The 20646-nt window shown below is 60.9% G+C and carries 22 protein-coding genes, 1 tRNA gene and 1 pseudogene; 11 read left to right on the forward strand and 13 right to left on the reverse strand.

Annotated elements, in window-relative coordinates; all coding sequences use genetic code 11:
- Positions 1-70: 70 nt before the first annotated feature.
- Positions 71-706, forward strand: coding sequence for a peroxiredoxin (locus tag BM045_RS01115; RefSeq protein WP_092179170.1), 636 nt, complete (start codon positions 71-73; stop codon positions 704-706).
- Between the two features lie 267 nt (positions 707-973).
- Here the strand turns inward: BM045_RS01115 and BM045_RS01120 are convergent, their stop codons facing one another.
- Positions 974-2398 carry an MFS transporter gene (locus BM045_RS01120; RefSeq protein ID WP_092179171.1) on the reverse strand — a complete coding sequence of 475 codons (1425 nt, stop codon included), beginning with the start codon at positions 2396-2398 and terminating at the stop codon, positions 974-976.
- Between the two features lie 163 nt (positions 2399-2561).
- Between BM045_RS01120 and BM045_RS01125 the strand changes: the two genes are divergently transcribed.
- The gene (locus BM045_RS01125) at positions 2562-4343 is read left to right on the forward strand and encodes a hypothetical protein (protein ID WP_139198667.1); all 1782 of its coding nucleotides are present in this window, start codon (positions 2562-2564) and stop codon (positions 4341-4343) included.
- Here BM045_RS01125 and BM045_RS01130 read toward each other — a convergent pair.
- The 3 genes from BM045_RS01130 to BM045_RS01140 all read right to left on the reverse strand — a co-directional run bounded on the left by BM045_RS01130 (position 4340) and on the right by BM045_RS01140 (position 5821).
- Complete coding sequence (locus BM045_RS01130) at positions 4340-4705, reverse strand: MmcQ/YjbR family DNA-binding protein (RefSeq protein WP_092179173.1); 366 nt, start codon at positions 4703-4705, stop codon at positions 4340-4342. The genes BM045_RS01125 and BM045_RS01130 overlap by 4 nt on opposite strands.
- Positions 4706-4785: 80 nt before the next feature.
- A complete protein-coding gene (msrA, locus tag BM045_RS01135; RefSeq protein WP_092179174.1) occupies positions 4786-5442 on the reverse strand; it encodes a peptide-methionine (S)-S-oxide reductase MsrA in 657 nt (218 codons plus the stop codon).
- 55 nt (positions 5443-5497) lie between these two features.
- Positions 5498-5821, reverse strand: a complete 324-nt coding sequence (locus tag BM045_RS01140; RefSeq protein WP_092179175.1) for a hypothetical protein — start codon at positions 5819-5821, stop codon at positions 5498-5500.
- 243 nt (positions 5822-6064) lie between these two features.
- Here BM045_RS01140 and BM045_RS01145 point away from each other — a divergent pair.
- Together BM045_RS01145 and BM045_RS01150 are read left to right on the forward strand one after the other, a co-directional pair.
- Positions 6065-6154 (forward strand) — tRNA-Ser (locus BM045_RS01145).
- Between the two features lie 416 nt (positions 6155-6570).
- The gene (locus BM045_RS01150; protein WP_092179176.1) at positions 6571-7815 is read left to right on the forward strand and encodes a PAN domain-containing protein; all 1245 of its coding nucleotides are present in this window, start codon (positions 6571-6573) and stop codon (positions 7813-7815) included.
- Here BM045_RS01150 and BM045_RS01155 read toward each other — a convergent pair.
- The 4 genes from BM045_RS01155 to BM045_RS01170 all read right to left on the reverse strand — a co-directional run bounded on the left by BM045_RS01155 (position 7781) and on the right by BM045_RS01170 (position 10460).
- Positions 7781-8041: a hypothetical protein gene (locus BM045_RS01155; protein WP_139198668.1), complete on the reverse strand. Its 261-nt coding sequence runs from the start codon at positions 8039-8041 to the stop codon at positions 7781-7783. The two genes, BM045_RS01150 and BM045_RS01155, sit on opposite strands and share 35 nt — an antisense overlap.
- 354 nt (positions 8042-8395) lie before the next feature.
- Entirely contained in the window at positions 8396-8959 is a 564-nt protein-coding gene (locus BM045_RS01160; RefSeq protein WP_092179178.1) for a hypothetical protein, read from the reverse strand.
- Positions 8959-9333: a hypothetical protein gene (locus BM045_RS01165; RefSeq protein WP_092179179.1), complete on the reverse strand. Its 375-nt coding sequence runs from the start codon at positions 9331-9333 to the stop codon at positions 8959-8961. The genes BM045_RS01160 and BM045_RS01165 overlap by 1 nt, the downstream gene beginning before the upstream one ends.
- On the reverse strand, positions 9330-10460 hold the full coding sequence (locus BM045_RS01170; RefSeq protein WP_092179180.1) for a hypothetical protein: 1131 nt from the start codon (positions 10458-10460) through the stop codon (positions 9330-9332). Before BM045_RS01170 ends, BM045_RS01165 begins: the two co-directional genes overlap by 4 nt.
- Positions 10461-11191: 731 nt before the next feature.
- On the opposite strand from BM045_RS01170, the gene BM045_RS01175 reads away from it, so the two are divergent.
- The 7 genes and pseudogenes from BM045_RS01175 (at position 11192) to BM045_RS01200 (ending at position 15389) form a co-directional block, all read left to right on the forward strand.
- Entirely contained in the window at positions 11192-11389 is a 198-nt protein-coding gene (locus BM045_RS01175; RefSeq protein ID WP_092179181.1) for a helix-turn-helix transcriptional regulator, read from the forward strand.
- A gap of 11 nt (positions 11390-11400) precedes the next feature.
- The gene (locus BM045_RS01180; protein ID WP_092179182.1) at positions 11401-11997 is read left to right on the forward strand and encodes a DUF1376 domain-containing protein; all 597 of its coding nucleotides are present in this window, start codon (positions 11401-11403) and stop codon (positions 11995-11997) included.
- A gap of 241 nt (positions 11998-12238) precedes the next feature.
- Positions 12239-12712, forward strand: a complete 474-nt coding sequence (locus tag BM045_RS01185) for an NUDIX hydrolase (RefSeq protein WP_210184964.1) — start codon at positions 12239-12241, stop codon at positions 12710-12712.
- Between the two features lie 187 nt (positions 12713-12899).
- A pseudogene (locus BM045_RS19240) lies at positions 12900-13067 on the forward strand (ParB/Srx family N-terminal domain-containing protein); the annotation flags it as partial.
- 84 nt (positions 13068-13151) lie between these two features.
- The gene (locus BM045_RS19245; RefSeq protein ID WP_348271231.1) at positions 13152-14096 is read left to right on the forward strand and encodes a DNA-methyltransferase; all 945 of its coding nucleotides are present in this window, start codon (positions 13152-13154) and stop codon (positions 14094-14096) included.
- Positions 14093-14524: a hypothetical protein gene (locus tag BM045_RS19045; protein WP_210184965.1), complete on the forward strand. Its 432-nt coding sequence runs from the start codon at positions 14093-14095 to the stop codon at positions 14522-14524. The genes BM045_RS19245 and BM045_RS19045 overlap by 4 nt, the downstream gene beginning before the upstream one ends.
- A 142-nt stretch (positions 14525-14666) precedes the next feature.
- Positions 14667-15389, forward strand: a complete 723-nt coding sequence (locus BM045_RS01200; protein ID WP_092179184.1) for a GntR family transcriptional regulator — start codon at positions 14667-14669, stop codon at positions 15387-15389.
- Here the strand turns inward: BM045_RS01200 and BM045_RS01205 are convergent.
- The 5 genes from BM045_RS01205 to BM045_RS01225 are packed head-to-tail and all read right to left on the reverse strand — an operon-like array spanning position 15369 to position 20556.
- On the reverse strand, positions 15369-16109 hold the full coding sequence (locus tag BM045_RS01205) for an ABC transporter ATP-binding protein (protein ID WP_092179185.1): 741 nt from the start codon (positions 16107-16109) through the stop codon (positions 15369-15371). The two genes, BM045_RS01200 and BM045_RS01205, sit on opposite strands and share 21 nt — an antisense overlap.
- A complete protein-coding gene (locus tag BM045_RS01210; protein ID WP_092179186.1) occupies positions 16106-16960 on the reverse strand; it encodes an ABC transporter ATP-binding protein in 855 nt (284 codons plus the stop codon). Before BM045_RS01210 ends, BM045_RS01205 begins: the two co-directional genes overlap by 4 nt.
- A complete protein-coding gene (nikC, locus tag BM045_RS01215) occupies positions 16953-17873 on the reverse strand; it encodes a nickel transporter permease (RefSeq protein ID WP_092179187.1) in 921 nt (306 codons plus the stop codon). The genes BM045_RS01210 and nikC overlap by 8 nt, the downstream gene beginning before the upstream one ends.
- The gene (locus tag BM045_RS01220) at positions 17873-18919 is read right to left on the reverse strand and encodes an ABC transporter permease (RefSeq protein WP_092179188.1); all 1047 of its coding nucleotides are present in this window, start codon (positions 18917-18919) and stop codon (positions 17873-17875) included. The genes nikC and BM045_RS01220 overlap by 1 nt, the downstream gene beginning before the upstream one ends.
- A 35-nt stretch (positions 18920-18954) precedes the next feature.
- Positions 18955-20556: an ABC transporter substrate-binding protein gene (locus BM045_RS01225; RefSeq protein WP_244522832.1), complete on the reverse strand. Its 1602-nt coding sequence runs from the start codon at positions 20554-20556 to the stop codon at positions 18955-18957.
- Positions 20557-20646 lie beyond the last annotated feature (90 nt).

The following is a 20646-nucleotide window of genomic DNA, read 5'->3' on the forward strand; positions in this document are numbered from 1 at the left end:
GTCGGCGCGGAGAACGATATTCTAACGCAGAACATGCGGGCCTATGGCCCATGAGGAAAAGGCAACAAGAATGTCCATTCTGATCGGCGACACCGCCCCCGATTTCACCCTCGATAGCACCGAAGGCCCGATCCACTTCCACGATTACATCGATGGCTCCTGGGCGGTTCTCTTCAGCCACCCCAAGAATTTCACGCCGATCTGCACCACCGAGCTGGGCTATACGGCCAAGCTGAAGCCCGAGTTCGACAAGCGCGGCGTCAAGGTGCTCGGCCTGTCGGTCGACAAGCTGGAAGATCACGGCGCCTGGGCCAAGGATATCGAGGAGACGCAAGGCGCGGCTCTGAACTTCCCGCTGCTGGCCGACACCAAGCGCGAAGTCGCCACGCTCTACGACATGATCCATCCGAACGCGGACAATACGCTGACCGTCCGCTCGGTCTTCGTCATCGGCCCGGACAAGAAGGTCAAGCTCAAGATCGAATATCCGGCCTCCACCGGCCGTAACTTCGACGAAGTGATCCGCGTCATCGACAGCCTGCAGCTGACGGCAAAGTACTCGGTCGCCACCCCGGTCAACTGGAAGGAAGGCGAAGATGTCATCATCGCTTCGTCCGTATCCGCCGAAGCCGCCAAGGAAAAGTTCCCCGCCGGCTGGAAGGAACCCAAGCCCTACCTGCGCATTGTTCCTCAGCCCCGCGGGTAACACCCCGCACTCGTTTTCTCCCTGACAGACTGGGCGGTGGTTTCCCAACCACCGCCCTTTTTCTATGGCTTGCACTTGATGGCCCACACCCACGATGTCACCCCGGCCTTGAGCCGGGGCTCCATCCTGAGATCGCGTCACGCGCCGCCAGATCGAGCACCTTGCGGCTGCGGCGAAATCTCGAGATGGATCCCGGCTCAAGGCCGGGATGACATCGTGATTGTGGAGCGTCTCGGATAAGCGGCTGGACCGGAAGGCAATGGCAATCTACCCCGCCGCAAAGCTCGAGTTCGCATCCTGCGGCCGGATCATCCCGACCATCCGCCACGCTGCCGCCACCGCCAGCGCTGCCACAACCGCTCCCAGCACATAAACCGGAACCACTGCGAGCTTGACCTCCGCTGCCGACACGGCCGTCGCCATGCCCGCCGCATTTGCCGCCACCCCGGCCAGCGCCGCGCCGATCGCATTGCCGGCCGATTGCGTCGTCGGCATCAGCGCCGAGGTGCGGTCGCGCTCTTCGTCGCTGGCCGCTTCCATCATGGTGAGGTTCAGGTAGCCATTGCAGGTGCCAAAGCCCGAGCCGACAATCAGTTGCCCCACGATTACCACCGCCACCTGATCCGCCTGCAATCCGGCCATCACCAGCAACAGGCCAATACCGATCATCAACGGTCCCACGCGGATCAGCAGTTTCCGCGTTTCCTTGCTGCGCACATTGGCCACCGTGATCGCCGACAGGCTCCAGGCCACCGCCAGCACCGCCGCCACCGCCCCCGCCGCTGTCGGGCCAAAGCCCCACATCTCCTGCACCACCAGCACGAGATAAACCGCCGAACCCGCCCCGGCCACATTGATCAGCAGCACCATCCAGAGCCCGGTGCCCACCACCGAGATTGGCCGGAACGCGTCAGGCGGCATCAGCCGGTCCTTGGCGCGCCCGTCCAGCCACACGGCGCCCACCAGCAGCGCCGCGGCCCCGACCAGCAGCGCCGTCGCCGGCAGCGGCGGCACCACGCCGGCCAGCGCCACCAGCATGATGCCCGCGCCAATCACCAATAACCGCAAGCCCGGGAAGCTCACCACGGCGCGATCCGTCGCCGAATGCGCCGGCACTTTCACCGTCACCATGGCGGCAAAGATCAGCACCAACGGCACGTTGACCAGAAATGCTGCCCGCCAGCTCACCAGCTCGGTCAGCAGCCCGGCCGCCGCCGGCCCGCCAAAGGCCGCAATCGCCCAGATCATCGCCTGCAGCCCGAACACTTTCGGCACCAGCCGCGACGGAAACAGCTCAGGGATCAGCGCAAAGCAGATTGCTGAAACCACGCCTTCGCCCAGTCCCTGCAGCGCCCGGCCGACCAGCACCTGCTCCATCGAGCCCGCCGTCGCCGCCACCACCGTGCCGACGAGAAACACCCCGGCCGAGACCAGCAGCGCCGATCGCGCGCCCAGGCGTTGCTTGAGCAGCGCCGCGCCCGAGCCGCCGACAATGGCAAACACCAGAAACAGCGTCAGCGCCCAGGAGATCAGCGCCACCCCGCCCAGTTCCTGCACCGCCGTCGGCAGCGACACCGAGGCGAGGAACGCATTGAACGCCAACAGCGCCACGCCCAGACAGAGGATCAGCGTCACCGGCGCATAGTGCGGCGTAAGGATCTCGGCCCACCGGCCCTCAACGGCATCGGTCATGTCATTGCTCGCAAATTAAACAAGTAATAACTTGTTAAATCGATCCGGGTCAAAAGGCAATTGCTTATTTCTTGTGCAGCCGGTTTCCCGACCTTGTCTCTCCTCCAAACCCCATTTTAACCCCTGCCGCGCCATTCTCCGGCCGCCACCAAGGATGCCTATCGTGACCACTGCCACCGCCAGACCCGGCCCAGACCTTCGTCTCGTCGCCGCCGTGTTTTTCGTGGCCGTGGTCATCCTCGTGGTCCGCACCACACTCGGCCGCGCCGGCCTGCCCTTCTTTGCCGATACCGACGACGCCATGCGCATGGTGGTGGTGCGCGATTTCATCCAGGGCCAGCCCTGGTATGACCTGACGGCGCATCGCCTTAACACGCCCTTCGGCGCCGAGATCCACTGGTCGCGCCTCGTCGACCTGCCACTGGGCCTGCTGGTCATGGCGTTCACGCCCATCCTCGGCCTCGATACCGCCATGGTCGCCGCCGGCTATCTCTGGCCCATGCTGCTGCTGGCGCTCCTGCTCTGTATCAGTGCCCTGCTGGCCAATCGTCTGGTCGGTCCCGAAGGCGTGCTGCCCGCCGTCGTCCTGCCCGTGCTCAGCCCCGCGGTCATCGCCGAATTCACCCCCGGCCGCGTCGACCACCACAATGTCATCATCCTGCTTACCCTCGCCATGCTGTGGTCGGCGGTGGAAGCGCTGCACCGGCCGCGCTTCGCCATGCTCTGCGGGCTCTTCGCCGCCACAGCCCTGGCGATAGCCACCGAATCCCTGCCGCCCGTCGCCGCCGCCATTGCCGTCATGGGCCTGGTCTGGGTCGCCAACCCGGCCCGCGCCGCGACCATGCGCGCCTTTGGCCTCAGCTTCGGCATCGCTGCGGTGCTGTATCTCGCCATCTTCCGCCCACCCGCCCGCTGGCTCGAAGCGGCCTGCGACGTCATCTCTCCCTTCTATGTCGGCATTGCTTTGGTCGTGGGCCTGGTCTTTACCTTGGCCAGCCTGCTGCCGCTGCGCGCCGTCTGGCAGCGTCTCGCCGTGCTGGCCGTGCTCGGCGGGACCGGCCTGGCCATCATGGTCATGCTCTATCCCGAATGCCTCAAGGGCCCCTATGGCGCGCTTGACCCATGGCTGCAGAGCCATTGGATGGCTGGCATTGTCGAGGCGCAGCCCTGGCTGACCACGCTCACGGAATTGCCCGCCTATGCCGTCTCGGTCGGCGTGCCGGCGCTTCTTGCTGTGCTGATCGTGCTCATTCGCCTGTGGCGGGTGGAGCATCAGCGCGAGGACTGGGCGGTGCTGCTGGTCTTCCTGCTGGCCACATCGCTGGTCATGCTGGTGCAGGTGCGCGGTGTCCGCCTCGCCATCCTGCCGGCCATGCCCGCCGCCGCCTGGCTGATCGTCACCGCGCGCCAGCGCTACCTGGCCGCCCCGCGTATCCCGCAAATCCTCGGCCTGGTGTTCAGCTGGCTGGCCTTTGCCGGCGTCGTGCTGTCCCTGCTGGTCACCGCGGTGGTCAATGCCGTGCCCCAGGAAGCGCAAACCGTCGCGGAACTCCGCGCAGACAAGGAGCTCTGCCTCGTCCCCTCGGCCTTCAATGACCTCGCCGCCCTGCCGCCCGAGCGGATCCTGTCGCCGATCGACCTCGGCGCGCATATCCTGCTCTACACCCCGCACGAAGTGGTCTCGGCGCCCTATCACCGCATTCAGCAAGGCGTCCGCGACACCTTCCGCTTCTTCAGCGACCCGATCGCCACAGCACGGCAGATCTTGACCGAGCGCGGCATCGGCCTCGTCGTCCTCTGCCCGTCCATGCCGGAAGTCGCGGGCTTCCCCGACCGCGCCGAAGACAGCTTCGCCAGCCTCTACGCGGCGGGCAATCTCCCGGACTGGCTACAGGATGTCAGCCTGCCCGATAGCCCGCTGCAGGTGTTTGCCGTTGTGCCCTAGAGCCCCAACTCCGCCCGGACCTTCTTGCTCAGCTTCCCTGCAATGATCCTATGCGCCTCCCGCACATAGGCTTCCACTTCGTCGCCGGTCAGCGGGCTCTCGACCGAAATCGCCACCCAGCTCGCCCGCGCAAAATACGGCGCCGGCCGCACGCCATCCAGTTCGGTCAGCAGCTCGTAAGCCATCTCCGACACCTTGAGCCACACCTCGCCCGGATCGCGATCCAGCAGCGCAAAAATCTTGCCGCCGACCTTGGCCACGGAGTCGTCGCGCCACTGCCGCACGAGGGTCGTCTGGGGCAGTGCCAGCACAAACGCCTCAAAGCCATCGCGATGCATGATTGTCGGATAGGTGGTGCTCAATGCTAACAGTCCGTTAACGCAAAACGCCGGTTCGAGACCCGGACCGGCGTTCAGAATCCGTTATTTTTCGTCCATAGTCACTACTCGGCGGCGACGCCGACACCCACCGGGCAACTCACGCCAGTGCCCTGCAAGCCGCAGTAGCCGCGCGGATTCTTGGCCAGATATTGCTGGTGATAGGTCTCGGCATAGAAGAACTCGGCAGCCGGGGATATCTCGGTGGTGATTCGACCCAGCCCCTGCTTGCTCAGCGCCGCCTGATAGGCATTACGGCTCTGCTCGACCACCGCAGCCTGCTCGTCGCTCGTCGTATAGATCGCCGAGCGATACTGGGTGCCCACGTCATTGCCAGAGCGCATGAATTCGGTCGGATTATGCTCCTCCCAGAAGGTCTTGAGCAGCATATCGAGGCTGATTGTGGCCGGATCGTAGACGACCTTGACCGCTTCGGTATGCCCGGTCATGCCGGTGCAGGTTTCCTCATAGGTCGGGTTCGGCGTCGAGCCGCCCTGGTAGCCGACCGCCGTGACGATGACGCCCGGCAGCGTCCAGAACAGCCGCTCGGCACCCCAGAAACAGCCCATGCCGAAATAGATCGTCTCGGCGCCGGCGGGGTAGGGGCCCTTGAGGCTCCGGCCGTTGACGAAGTGCTCGCTGGCGACGCTCATCGGCGTGCTGCGGCCCGGAAGCGCTTGTTCTGCCGTCGGAATTGCAGTGGGTTTGGATTTGAAGAACATGTCGTATCTTCCTTTCAGCCCGTCATTCGTAAGGACGGGCAGCTTGGTTACACGGCTAGATCTGGTCGGCCCGCAGGAAGCGTTCGCGCCGTGGCGCGCGGCCCAGTAAGGCCAGCACAATCCCCGGCAGTCCGAACACCGCAAAGGCCGGATAGTTCAGCACCGCCTTGAGCGCCGCATCGAGCAGTTGGGCAAAGAACCGGGTCTCGAAAAACTCTTCCACCGCCGCAAGGCTCGGTGGATGCACGGTCGTCCACAGGTCCGAGAGACTTGTAAACACCAGCGCATTGGCGCCCAGTGATTTGGTGCCATCGACAACCAGCAGGACCAGCGCCAGGCCGATCAGCCAGGTGCCGGCAATTCTCAAGATCAGCCGCATGCAATTTCCCTGTGCCCACGGGGATAAGTTGAGGCTGGCCTACCCGTTCCACGCCGTGCACAAGTTCTTTTGTGCCATGCGCAAGGGTCTGCTCACAAGGTGGTAACCCCCTGCAGCAAAAACAATCGTCATCCCTATGTCGTGATCCCTTGCGCCGGGGCTGATGATAAGTATAAAGAGCCTCGCTCGCGTCGGCCAACCAGCCGGCCCCTCCGGCGTTTCCAGCCCGGGGATAGGCGATGCGGAGAGATGGCCGAGTGGTCGAAGGCGCACGCCTGGAAAGTGTGTAGGCGGGGAACCGTCTCAAGGGTTCGAATCCCTTTCTCTCCGCCACTTCCCCTAGCGAAATCATTCTCTGCTGCGATATGACTGGGTCAAATGCCCGAGCTATGCGGCTGCCTCAATGAATAGCCTGCTACCAGCCGACAAGCATTGGTCGGCTCGCAGGATTCTCTGTGCCCCACTATCTCTGAACCTTGATACTATCGCCGGTTAGTGCCGAGCTTTTTTATCAAGATTTTACGGGCTCTTAAATAGCGTTACCCGATGCTATCAGCCAACATGCGACGCGAGCGAAAAGTGCCTCTCAGCGAAACTGCCTTAGAGGCAGGCAGCAGCTTTGCGCCCATACCTGCCGTTGGGTAAGTTCGTGACGCAACCCAAAAGCGCACACTTTCGATCTAAATTATCGAGGCGAAAAACGGCAATCATTTTCCGAGCGCGTAAAATTGCGGTGACATCAAACGCGTATGTTGCGGGCCGAGCGTTCAACTGCTTCTATCCTCTCCTTGGGGGATAGAATGCATTTTTTGCTGTCACTGGTACTCGTCTTGGCGATGACCTTACTGCCCGCCGTCGCCGATGAGCGGATCGGCGCCTTCGTCATTTCCGATGCCAGCCAGTCTGCGATCATGCTCGACGGCGAAATAGGTGTAGGCACGCCGCTCGAGTTTCGTCGCGCCCTGGCGCTGCGCCCGGATGCCAAGGTCATCGTACTTTCGAGCGATGGAGGCCTTGTAGCCAGCGCGCTGATCATCGCCGACGACATCCACGCCAAGGGGCTAAGCACGGTCATCCCCGCCAGTGCGCGATGTTTTTCGGCCTGTGCCTTCATTTTTTTTGCCGGCAAGGAGCGTCTGGTCGAAAGCCAGCTCGGCGTTCACCAGATGTGGTCAGAGACGCCGGACCCTTCGGGTGTGCAGTCCTCGGTGTCAGACATTCTCGAGGTGCTCACCCGCTTCGAGACGCCCACCGAAGTGTTCACGCGCATGTTTCGCACGCCGAGCGAGGACATGTATGTGTTCACCCAGGCCGAGCTCAATGAACTTGTCATCAACAGGGTCGGCAAGGGCCTTCGCGGCAAGACCGATTATGCCTCCCTCGCCGCCTTGATTGAACCGGAAACCGACAATCCGAAGACGCCCCCGCCGACCGACATCAGTGTCGAAGACGACTCCCTGCGGCTCGCCCTTTACGAGGGGCTCGATTTCTATGGGCAGGACATTTCTTCCGAGAGGGAGGCCGATGTCGTCGCCTGCGCTGCCTCGTGCCTTGGCAATCAGCAGTGCATTGCCTTCACCTTCAATGCCAATCCCACGCTGACACGTGGGCCGAACTGCTTTCTCAAGAGCGGCACAGACAGGCTGGAAGGCTATGCCGATGCATTGTCGGGCGTCTTCCTGCCTCCAAGGATGTCGACCGCCCCAACATTCGAGATCGGCGTCATTGACCCCACTGTCGATGTGCTGCCGCGCACCGATTTCCTCGGCGGCGATCTGCATTCCTCGCCTTGGGCGGGCGTGGATACGGCGGGCGAATGCCGCATGGCCTGCGTCGACAACGATCAATGCGTTGCCTTCTCGTTCGCGACCGGGCCGAAACAGTGCTGGCTGAAAGGCGAGCTTGGTGAGCGCCGCTCGGTCAATTCCGTCACCAGCGGGGTCAAGCGCTTGGAGACGTTTACCGCGTCAGACGTGCTGGACTTGTCGGAGTGATGGATCCGGTGGCCGTATAATCGACCGCCGCTCCGCCAGCGAGTTCTGCGGCAAAGGCAGTCTGAATCGCGAGCAGCTGGCGCTGCCACTTCAGCTTGTAGACGCCGGCGCTGTCCTTTTCGACAGCCGCGGCAACCTCGAACCGATTGGGCAAGTCCCCGGCAAGGCTCGGGGCGCCCGACATCAGGCAAACAAGACCGGCAATCAAGACGTGCTTTGCGCGCATGGTGAACTCCAAGTTCTGCCAGTCTTGCATCGGAAAGTTAAAGCGGGGTTAAGGTTTACGAATTGCTAACCACTTGGGGGAGGCGCGTACTTTGCTTCGGGCGCTAATGCTTGCCTTATTGGCGAGGTTCTAGACGCAGTTGATGCTTCACCCTGGCGATAGGATGGTCGATCCACTAACTGGAGTACCGAGCTGTGCTATCTTGAACATGACTGAAAGGCGCCCCATTTCAGACATTCAGGCAGCCTTCGCGAAGTCCCGAAAGCTGCCCGTAGGTTTGCCGTGGACTAGCGTCTGTTTTGGGGTGGGAAAGCCGACTGACGGCTTTTGGTTCGCAACCGCCAATAGCTGACCTCAGCATCCACCCATTCGCAATGCCACCGATCGTAGTCCGGCTCCAAAAGCCACTAGCTTTCCCCGGTCCTTCTCACGATCGATGATCGGTTGGTAAAGGCAATAGAAGTCTCTTCCGTACTCGCCGACCTGAGCCTCGAGAACTGAAGCACTGCACGCACTCTGGGCAATGCACACCTCAGCGCTGTCAAAAAACGCTACTATCACCGCAACGGCCAACCGGTGTTCTAGACCCTCCAGCGTGCCGATGTTGGGTACAACTCGGTCAAGAAGAGCGTCGATAACCTCGCGGGAAATTCCCGCGTCGTTGCCGCTAAAGTCGTACGGCAGCCAGCTCTTGTAGACCAGATTTCGCGCTTCCAAAACTTCGCCACCGTTGAAGGTGTCGATATATCCAAGTGAAGCCTCGACCTGACCAAGCCCTTGGGCCTGATAATACGTCGCCAAAGCTAAAACGACAGTTAGAACGATGATGGTATTGGCAAAAATTGTGCTCAATGGCGACCAAATGCCATCAATCTCCTTCTGGTGTTTCTTGAGCCAAGCGTAGACCGGAATACCCATCAGCAGGTGGGCACCTTGGGTAAACGGCTTGTCGGTCCAGTCATGTCGATCTCTAGCGACTGAAGGCACGCTAACTCGCCACGACTATAAACGATGACATCGTCCAACGTAGTCTCCACCGCAGTATCTACCGCAATACCGGGGACGGCTGCATTCTGTGTCAGCAAAGCCAGTGCTTTGCCCACGTCCGCCTCAGGGCAGGCCTTCAGGACGATCATCAGGACATCCAGTTCGGTCGCGCTGTACTCATCCACGTTTTCTAGAAGGCATCGAGCGTGCTCGGTCGCAACCACCCATTCATCTTGACCAAGCGACGGCCCGATGGAGCTGGCCTGATAGACACCGGCGACTACGAGAATCCAGTGGAGCCTCACTTTGACTTCTTCCTTGTATCTCCTGCATAACCAGCCCGAACCGCCGCCTCAATGAGAGTCAGATTAGGATTAAGGTACTGCCAGGTATCTGGCCAGACGCTGTCGCGGACGCCATCATTCTCGTTCCAAACTTCAACCTGAATGTCGCTGTCCGAGATTCTCTGTAGAGAAGGCGGTACGTGAAACGTGCATTGAGTTTCGAACATTCCGTCGGCGAGTGTATACCTCCACAAGACGTCGTCGCTATATTGATTGTTATTCTCAATCATCTCAGCCCTGACCATTGCACCCTGTCCAGTAGTTTTATATTCCGCGGTTGAGATAGACCGGTTGTCGTGCCGCCAAGACATCAAATTCTTACAGACCTGGATCAGGTTGGCCTCTGACAGATTTATGGAGTCGTTATTGCCATCCTCAAAATTGATGCCCCACCGACCAAGTTCGTCGATGGTCGTCAAAAGGAACATGTCGTCAGGAGGAGTTCCCAGCATGGTGGCGAGCAGGCTAGGCTTCATGCTTGCCTCGTAGCTGAACTCTGCGTTCACGAGGAGAGTCGACACGACGCCCTGAATGTCGGCAAGAGCCGTTTTGTATGCTGCCTCAACCATCTGCGGCGGCATTGCGCCGGTACTGCTCAATGTAATGCTCGGCGCATGAAATCCCAGATTTGCACCGGCCATCAATAAACGCGCTGGCACGCGGCCGGTCTCATCCGCGTATAGGCCGCCCATGAAGGCAACTGCACACGCAGAAAGACAATCCGCCGTTTCCGGAACGACCGTCCAAACGAAGCCACTAGCGAGGACCTCAATGAGTTTGAGTGCTTCAGCGTAACTCCCGCCAGGCCCTGAGATACAAAGCGTCAGGCCATCGCCGTTGTAAGATTCGTAGTGCTCTGGCGCATTTGAGCCCGGGTCAAAAAACGGAGCCATCTCGTCTACGTACTGTTGGACTTTCTCCGCATCACCTGTTTCGAGTGTGCCGATTAGGCTAGCACTGCATTTACCCGTGCCCCGAAGATCCACGGCAATGGGCCTTTCCATGAGTTTTGTGAATTCAGCTGCGTCTACTGGCCCGAGCGACAAGATTACAAAAAGCAACGGTTTCAGTCGAAAGACGAACGGCATATTCTTGCCCCCAAGTAATGCTCGATCAGCGCACAGGGGCACTAAAGATGTCAATACATCGGCAGGCCGTCATGCGCTTAAGCGATAGCAGGAGGATGTCCGCTTCTCGACTTTGATTTACATTGTAGAACGACCGAAATGGGTCGATTGCCGCCGGACAGGAACGCGCCCCATTCCAGCCGTTCAGGCCGCATTTTCGATTCCCCAAAAGCTGACGTTGGCGACCGACTGTACGAATGGCATAGGCGGGCGGAGAGCAGCCATGCCGGTAACCGACTGCCCACCACAGCTTCGCGCCAGAAGCGGACCCTTGCCAGCAGTTCGACAGTCCGCCACCTGACAGTGCGCAGTTGTGGTCAGATCAACATCACCCAGCTGTCGCTCACGATACGGCTGAGGGACTAGGAGAAATCGTTCCAGAACGTACCGAGCTCGTCGAAGAAGGTCTGGAATTGGTCCGGGTCCCAACTCGTGCGCTCTCCCTTGCGCAGGAGCCAAGCGTTTTGGTTGGCGCACACCAGCTTGGTTTTGTCGGCGCCCTGACCCGACTTACGTACCGACACTCTAGGGCCAGGTTGGAGCAGGCATCCCACCCATCCCACTCTGGGTCCCACTAGCAGACCTGCTATCCCACCCCGCAGCCCACCGCATCCCACCCTGCAGCAGCACGCCGGCAGCGCCGCGCCATGACAGGATTTGCCTCGTAGGTCATGGTGACCTGGAGAAGGCAAATGAACAAAGACGATCTGTTCCTAGACCAGTTGCAGCTGGCCCGCCGCTGGAAGCTGTCGCACCGCACGCTGGAACGATGGCGCTGGCTCGGTGAAGGCCCGAACTACACTAAACTTGGCAAGCGGGTGGTCTATCGTCTGGTCGATGTCGAACAGTTTGAGGCTGATGGCTTCCACCAGACATCGCCAGCCGATTAGGGGTTGGAGCGATGAGCGAACGGCCCTTTATGCAGCTCTACGTCTCCGATTTCGTAGGGGATACCCTGCAGTTGTCGACTGAGCAAATCGGGGCATATTTCCTCATGCTTATCGCGCTTTGGAATGCTGGTGGCTCTCTGCCAGCAGGCGAAGTGGAGCTTGCGCGGATCTCTCGGATGTCAGTCAAGAAATGGCGGGCGGTGTCGCCCGAACTTCTCACGTTTTTCACTCTCGATAACGAGATCCTAAGTCACGCGCGACTGTCCAAAGAGCTTCAAAAAGTTGAGGCTAAACGGCTTCTGAGGGCCGCTGCGGGGGCCAGAGGTGGCATCGCTACAGCACTGAAAAACAAGAGGACCCCACCGGCATTTGCTGCAGCAAAGCACACAGCCCGGCTACAGCATCTACCAGAACCATATAAGAAAGAAGGGAAAATTGGATTGGAAGTTGGTGACCTTGTCCAACTTGACCGGTGGGCAGAGGAGGCCCTGTTCACAGCTTGCGAAGCGGTAATGGGCACCCATATTCCTGACTACCAGCAGGTCAAATCATTCCCTGCTTCGATCGTGGCTGCGGCCAAAAAGCGGCTGTCTGCTACTGCTAAGTGATGTCAGCAAGCACATCGTGGTGAGGCCGTCACGTACTCCCCTCCCACAAGCCGCCAGTCTACAGTCCACCCCCTTCGAGGCCGCGCCCATGGGGGGGCGCCACAAACTATAAGACCGGCCCGGCGCCGCACCCACGTCGGCCTCACGCACAGATTTTTTCCCGTCTATAAAAAACGCGCGCAAAGCCATCGTGCGTCAAATGTGATTGCGGCGAATCTTTGTGATGATCAATTGTGGGAGCATGGCGAAATCAGCTGCGGACATTATTGGCGAGACTTGCGATCAAGTGGCCGCACTTCCCTGGCGGCAGAGTGCGGATGGCAAAATTCGCATTCTGCTCATTACTTCACGGACGAATGATAAGTGGATGCTGCCAAAGGGTTGGCGCATGAGTTCTAAAGCCGATTACGAGTCAGCGCTGATTGAAGCCCGCGAAGAAGCAGGAATCGATGGCGAAGTATCACAGGTGCCGATCGGCTCGTATCGCTATATCAAGCTGTTTGACGATGGCAGATCCATGCCTGCGCAGGCCGGGGTCTTTCCAGTTTGTGTTACTTCCCAACGCGAGAAATGGGATGAAAAGCACCAGCGATCTCGACGTTGGGTCCGCCCGAAAAAGGCAGTTGAACTCGTCTTTGAGCCCGATCTATCACGCTTTTTGACCGACCTGCACGAGGAAGTCTTGCTTCGGTTCGCCGCACCAGGCCAGTTTTAAGCTAGTCACCTGATTAGTCGGTTCTAGAGCGAAGCGGCGCGCAAGTCTGCGCATTAATGTCGGCAGGACAATGATTTAGCCTGCGTGGTAGATTCCGCGCATGACCAAAATACAGACATCAGTGCAGGAATGGCCGGCCGATCGCGTTGAACGCCGCGAGGTGATCGAGTAGGTTCCTTATGCTCGAAATGCGCGCACCCATTCTGCCGGCCAAGTCGACAAGATCGCTGCGTCAATCCGGGAATGGGGCTGGACCAATCCGGTGCTTGTCGACGAATATGGTGGCATCATTGCCGGCCATGGTCGCGTACTGGCCGCACAAAAGCTTGGTATTGCCGAGGTTCCGGTCATGGTTGCGGCTGGCTGGACCGAGGCGCAGCGCCGGGCCTATGTGCTCGCCGACAATCGGCTGGCGCTGGATGCCGGCTGGGATGAGGACATGCTCCGCACTGAACTGGCCGATCTCGGCGAGCTAGGGTTTGATCTGCCGCTGACTGGCTTCTCAGCCGTGGAGCTTGGCAAGCTCCTGCCCAACATTAGCGAGGGCGATGCCGAGTTCCTACCAGCTGTGCCCGAACATGCAGTCAGTCGGCTCGGTGACCTTTGGATCCTTGGCGATCATCGGATCATCTGCGGCGATAGTACCGATGCGGCCGTCGTTGCCGAACTCCTCGCCGGAGCGAAGCCGCACCTGATGGTTACCGACCCGCCATATGGCGTGGACTACGATCCGGAGTGGCGGGCAAGGGCTGAGGTCTCTAGCAGCGATCGCCTTGGCAAGGTTGAGAATGATCATCGTGCCGATTGGCGCGAGGCCTGGGCTCTGTTCCCGGGGGAGGTGGCCTATGTCTGGCATGCCGGCATTTATGCGATCAACGTTGCCGAGAGCCTCCAGTCCACCGGCTTCTCTCTGCGATCACAGATCATCTGGGCCAAGCCGCGGCTGGTGCTGAGCCGGGGACATTACCATTGGCAACACGAGCCCTGCTGGTATGCCGTACGCGAAGGCGGGCAGGGGCACTGGCAAGGGTTGCGAGATCAAACCATCATCTGGGCTATCGACGGTGCGTCAGAAGATCAGGATACCAGGCATTCAACACAGAAGCCCGTCGAGTGCATGCGACGGCCAATGCGGAACAACAGCAAGGCAGGTGACACTGTGTACGAGCCGTTCTCAGGGTCGGGTACGACGATCATCGCTGCCGAGATCGAGAAGCGGCGGTGCTTGGCTGTGGAACTATCGCCCGAATACGTTGATCTCGCGGTCTTGCGCTGGCAGGCGTTCACCGGAAACCTAGCCACTCTGGACGGCGAAGGCAGCTTCCTCGATGTGCAGCAGAAGCGCAATTTAGCCACAAGCTCGCTCGTTGAAGTCGCATCATGACCACTCGTGGGCGGCCGAGGTATGAGCCAGCGGAAAAGGATCGACGTGTCGTTGAGATGATGGCTGGCTGGGCCATTCCCGAAACCAGCATCGCCAAGGTATTGGCTATCGATCCAAAAACTCTGCGCAAGCACTTTGCGGAAGAGCTCACTGTGGGGCATGCCAAGCTCGAGGCGCAGCTTGCTCAGAACCTGCTTCGTATCGCCCAAGGTCAGGACCGGCATGCGCTGATTGCTACCATCTTCGCTCTTAAGGCTCGCTTCGGCTGGATAGAACAGCAGCCTCCGGGGCGTGAGCAACCTCTGGGGAAGAAAGAAGCCATGCTGAATGCCGCGCAACGTGCGGCGAGCGGCAATTCGAAGTTTGCACCACCTCGACCGCCGCCCTACTACCGCGCCGGCAGAGCGTCAGATGATGAGCTGAATTGAACAAAGGAGTGCCAGGGTCGCGTTCCGTCGCGCCTAGCGGCAGCTTCCGCCCCCCAGCGGTCGTAAATTTATGGGTAGCAATGTGCCGAGCGATAGCGGCACGAGCCAAACTCTGATATATCAAGCGGACGAGGGGCCGCCGATGTCGGATATTTCTGAGAACCGATTGGATCCGCTTGATCCAGGATTGATGATCAGCTTGCGCGATCACGTGCATCGTGCGCTGCGCATGGCCATCATTTCGGGGCGCTACCCGAACCAAACCAAGCTGAATGAACGCCAGCTGGCTGAAGAGCTGGGGGTGAGCACCACGCCGCTGAAGGAGGCCATTCGGCAGCTTGAGGCGGAGGGCCTGCTCAAGACGCTGCCGCGGCGCGGGGTGATCGTGCTCTACGGCAGGACCTGGGCGGAAGAAATGATCCTGGCGCGCGCCGCACTGGAGTCCATGATTGCCCATTTGGCAGCACGACGGGTTGATGATGCCGGGCGCACAGCTTTACGTCAGATCATGGTGTCGATGGCAGTGGCATCGGATGGAATAGACCCCGATCCCCTGATCGCCTTCAACGAGCAGTTCCACGAGCAAATCCATAGGACGTCGGAATGCCTTTATCTGGGCAAGCTGATCGAGCGGCAGCGCTTCTACGATGCCAGCACACGCCGCATCATTCATTCGGATCCGCAGGAAAAAGCTCAGGCCCTGGCCGAGCACACCGCCATTGGCGAAGCTATCATCGCCCACGATATCGATGGCGCCGAACGGGCCATGCGCGACCACGTGGTGCGCTCGGGCGAAAACTACATCAGGCTGGTGTTCGGCAACAGCGACAGCCCGAGTTCGTCGCTACACGCCGTCGCGGAGTAGCTTTGTATAGTCATTCTCTACCGCGCCGGCGATCAGCCGATCGCGGTCGGTGACTTCGACGAACCGGCCCTCGCGCATCACGGCAATGTCGCTGCACATATGGGCAATGACGGCCATGTCGTGGCTAACCAGGAGATAGGTCAGTCCATTCTCGCGCTGCAGCGTCTTAAGCAGGTTGAGGATTTCGGCCTGCACCGAGACGTCCAGCGCCGAGGTTGGTTCGTCAAGCAGCAGCAGGCTAGGCGACAGGATCAATGCCCTGGCGATAGCGACGCGCTGGCGCTGGCCACCGGAAAGCTGATGCGGATAGCGATAGCGGAAGCGCTGCGGCAGGCCCACCTGCTCAAGCACTTCGGCGACGCGCCGGTCACGGTCGCCCAGCCCGTGGATCTCCAGCGGTTCGAGCAGCGTGCGTTCGACCGTATGGCGCGGGTGCAGTGATCCATAGGGGTCTTGGAACACCATCTGTACCTGAGCGCGTTGCTTGAGCGTGCGCTTGCCGGTGACGGGTTTACCGTCGATGGTGATTTCGCCCGTCCAGTTGCCGACGCGGCCGGCAATGGCGCCCATCGCGGTAGACTTGCCGCAGCCGCTTTCGCCGACCAGGCCAAAGGTCGAGCCGGCGGGAATGACGAAGGAAATGCCGTCCACGGCGCGGAAGGCCGCAGGGTCTTCGCCGAAAGTCACGACGAGGTCTTTGACGGTTACGGCAGCGGTCATGGGCGGCGCTCCAGCCAGGCGGGGTCGCGCTTGAGTACGTCGAGCATGTCGCGCGGCGCATCCATGCGCGGCAGGGCATGCAGCAGACCCTGGGTATAGGGATGGGTGGCGGAATCGAGGTCGGCAGCCTTGATGGTCTCGACGATCTGACCCGAATACATGATCAGCGCGCGATCGCAGAAGCGGCGCACCATGTTGAGATCGTGGGAAATGAACATCAACCCGATGCCACGCGAAACGATCAATTCATCGAGCAGGTCGAGGATCTGGGCGCGGACCGAAACGTCGAGCGCCGAAGTGGGCTCGTCGGCAATAATCAGGGTGGGCGAGGCCACCAGCATCATGGCGATCATGATGCGCTGGCCCATGCCGCCGGAGACTTCATGCGGATAGAGCGCATAGACGCGCTTAGGATCACGGATGCGCACCTGTTCCAGCATGGAGAGCGCCCGTTCAAGGGCGGCCGACTTGCTCTCGCGCAGGTGCAGGCGCGCCATTTCCGTGATCTGGTCGCCGACGCTCATCACCGGATTGAGCGAATATTTGGGGTCCTGCAGGATCATGCCGATGCGGCGGCCGCGCACAGTCTGCATCTGCTTTTCGCTGGCGCGCAACAGATCGACGTCCTCGAACTGCAGCCTGTCGGCGAGAATGGAGGCGCTGGGCCCGAGCAGGCGCATGATGGCGCGACCGGTCATCGACTTGCCCGAGCCCGATTCGCCGATGACGCCGACCTTTTCACGGCCCACGGTGAAGGAGACACCACGCACGGCCTGGATCGGGCCCGCCAGCGTATTGAACTGCACGCGCAGGTTCTCGGCGGTCAGCAGGGGAGCGGTCTGGTCATGCATTGCGGGGATCCAGAATGTCGCGCAGGCCGTCGCCAAGCAGGTTGAAGGCAAGGCTGACCACGAGGATGGCCAGGCCCGGGACGGTGGTCAGCCACCAGGCGTCGAGCAGATACTGCCGCCCCGAGGCGGCCATCTGGCCCCATTCGGCGGTCGGTGGCTGTACGCCCAGGCCAAGGAAGCCGAGGCCGGCCGCAGTCAGGATGATGCTGGCCATGTTGAGCGTCAGGCGTACGACGATGGATGGCGCGCAGATGGGAACAATATGCCGCCACAGGATGCGCGGGAGTTTTGCGCCCTGCAGTTCAGCTGCGGTGACATAGTCGGCGTGGCGCACGGTCATGGTCTCGGCTCGGGCGAGGCGGGCAATCGGCGGCCAGACGGTCAGGGCGATGGCGATGACTGCATTCTCGATGCCGGGGCCAAGCGCCGCCGAAAAGGCCAGCGCCAAAACGAGGCCGGGAAAGGCGAGGAAGATGTCGGTGATGCGCATTAATACGATATCGACCCAGCCGCCGAGATAGCCCGCCGTGGCGCCGACGATAAAGCCGATCGGAGCGACGATTACTGTGACCAGCAGCGTCGTATAGAGCGTGGTGCGCGCGCCGAACAGGATGCGCGAATAGACATCGCGGCCATAGACATCGGTGCCGAACCAATGTGTGCCGGACGGCTCCTGCAAGGCCTGCGACAGGTTCTGGGCATTGGGACTGTAGGGCGCGAGCAGCGGCGCGAAGACCGCAACGAGCACCAGCAACAGGATGACCACCGCGCCACCGAAGGCCAGGGGATTGCCCAGCAGCGATAGCCAGAAGCGATAGGCCCGACCCAAGCGAGCCTGGCGTGCCGAGGTGACGTCGTCGCTGACCAGCCAGTCATGCAGGCTCAGTCGCTGTGCGGAGAGTTCAGTCGTCATCAGCGGGTCCTCGGATCGACGAAGCGATACACGACGTCGGACAGCAGGTTGATCGCAATGGAAATGAGCCCGATGACCAGCACCGCGCCGAGCACGGCATTCATGTCGGCATAGAGCAGGGCAGTGGTCAGGTACTGGCCGAGGCCCGGCCAGGAATAGACGGTCTCGATCAGCACCGTGCCTTCGAGCAGGCCGCAAAAGGCCAGGGTCACGATGGTCAGTAGCTGGACGCGAATGTTGCGGAAGGCGTGGCCCCAGACCACTGTGCGCTTGGGCAGGCCCTTGGCGCGCGCGGTAAGGACATATTCCTGGCCGAGCTGTTCGAGCATGAAGGAGCGGCTCATGCGGCTGATATAGGCCATGGAGGCATAGCCCAGGATCAGCGCAGGCGTGATCAGGTGGTGCAGGGCGCTCCAGAACACTTCCCATTCACCGGCCAAAATGGAGTCGAGCAGCAGCGAGCGCGTGGGGCCTTCGACGAGACCCTCATTGTAGATATCGATGCGGCCGCCGCCGGGAATCCAGCCTAGGCGCGCATAGAAGGCCAGCAGCACCAGCGTGCCGAGCCAGAAGATCGGGGTGGAATAGCCGACCAGTCCGACGACGCGAGCGATCTGGTCGATCCATTTACCCCTGTGCACGGCGGCTACAATGCCAAGAGGAATGCCAAGGCCCGCGCCGATGATGATGGCAAGGCCGGCCAGTTCGACGGTCGCAGGGATGACGCGCGCCAGATCAAGGATGACGGGGTTTTTGGTGAGGTGCGATTGGCCGAAATTGAGCGTCACCACATCGCGCAGATGGTTGAAGAACTGCACATAGATCGGCTGGTCGAGGCCCATCATGGCATAGACGCGCTGATAGGTTTCCTGGTCGGCCTGATCGCCGATGACGGCGATGACCGGGTCGGCCGGAACGAGCCGGCCGACCACGAAGGTAATAACAAGCAGACCGAACAGGGTCGTGGCGATTATGGCCAATGACGCGGCGAGCTTCCGGGAGGCAGAAGCGAGCCCCGCCATCGGACTGGATTGGAGAGTCGACATCGCTTTACCCTGCTCGGTCTGAAGTTATGGGCACCTTATGACTTGGTGACGGTGTCCCAACGCGTCAGCCAGGTCGAATGGCCGACATAGCCCTGCACATTGTTTCGGATCGCCTTGGCATCGGTGCGCTGGAACGAGGTGACCAGGGCCGGCGACGCGGCCAGATAGGCCTCGTTGACCGACTTGTAGATCGCCTCGCGTTTGGTCTGGTCCGGTTCATGGGCGGCAGCGCGCACCTGGTCCTGGATTTCGGCCGGGACATCCCAGGCCGTGCGCCAGGCATTGATGCCGGTGAGCTGGGCCTCGTCGGAATTGTCGGCATTGGTCGCATAGGACTGCAGCACGGCATGCGGATCGGGCAAGCGGTCGCCGGAGCGGGCCGAGAAGAGCTCGAATTCACGGCTGCGGAACTTGCCGATGTGGTCGCCGATCTGCAGGTCCAATGTAATGCCGGCTTCTGCGGCATTGGCCTGCAGCGACTGGGCCACTTCGGCCTCCGGCGTGGCCGGGCTGGCATAATAGGTCAGCGTGAAGCCATCGGCATGGCCGGCTTCAGCCAGCAGTTCCTTGGCCTTGGCAACGTCGAGCTTGTAGGGATTGTTCTCCACAGCGCCGATCAGGCCGGCCGGCACAATGGTCTGCTGCAGGTTGCCGTAATATTTCATCACGCCATTGGCCAGGCCCTCATAGTCGATGAGGTAGCGGAAGGCTTCGCGCACCTGCGGCTTGGCCAGGATTTCGTTCTTCTGGTTGAGCGCCAGATAGTAGAAGCCAAAGCCCGGCGTGCGCTGGATCGACGCGACATCGCCATTGTCGAGCGAAGCCAGGTCGGTCGAGGACAGGCGCGATGCGATATCGATGTCGCCGGCCTCGATCTGCAAGCGCTGGCCGGAGGATTCGGGCAGGTGGCGCAGAATCACGCGCTTCATGGCGGGGACACCCTGCCAGTAGCCGTCGAAAGCTTCGGCGATCAGCAGGTCGTTGGCGCGCCAGGTGCGCAGGGAATAGGGACCCGAGCCGGCATCGCTGGTCTGCAGGAACTCCCCGCCCATGTCGCCTTCCTTGTCCTTATCTGCCAGGAAGGCGCTGTCGACGATGGAGGTCGAGAAGCTCGCCAGTGCGTAAAGGATCAGGTTGGAATTCCACAATTCCGGCGTCTGCAGCACCAGCGTCGTGTCGTCGGTTGCAGTGATCAGGCTGTCCACGTTTTCGGGGGTAAAGCCCCACTGCTTGAGATCGACGGACGGGGCCAGGCCACGCTTGACGAGGCGGCGCAGCGACCATTCCACATCCTTGGCGGTCAGCGGATTGCCGGAGTGGAAGGTGACGCCGGAACGGACCTTGAAGGTAAAGGTCAGGCCGTCGTCGCTAATGGTCCAGCTTTCGGCCAGGCCCGGCTGGGGATCAGCAAGATTATCGGCCGGCAGCACGATGAGTCGCTCGTAAAGATTGGCGGCCACTTCAGCAGCCTCAAGCTGGTTGAGCTCATGCGGGTCGAGCCCACGCATGGCCGACATATCCATGCCGATGACCAGCTGATCAGCCGGCGTGGCGGCAATAACGGAGCCGGAATGGGCAAGAACAGCCGCAGACACGCCTGCCATCAGGGCGCCCTTGAGCATAGTGCGACGATCCATACGAACCTCCTCGTTCGTGGCCCAGTTTGCTGATTGCACCTGAAGCCTCTTGAAATCTGATATTTCAATGTTCATAGATTGGATCAGCCG

Source organism: Devosia sp. YR412 (genome assembly GCF_900110945.1).
Lineage (GTDB): Bacteria > Pseudomonadota > Alphaproteobacteria > Rhizobiales > Devosiaceae > Devosia.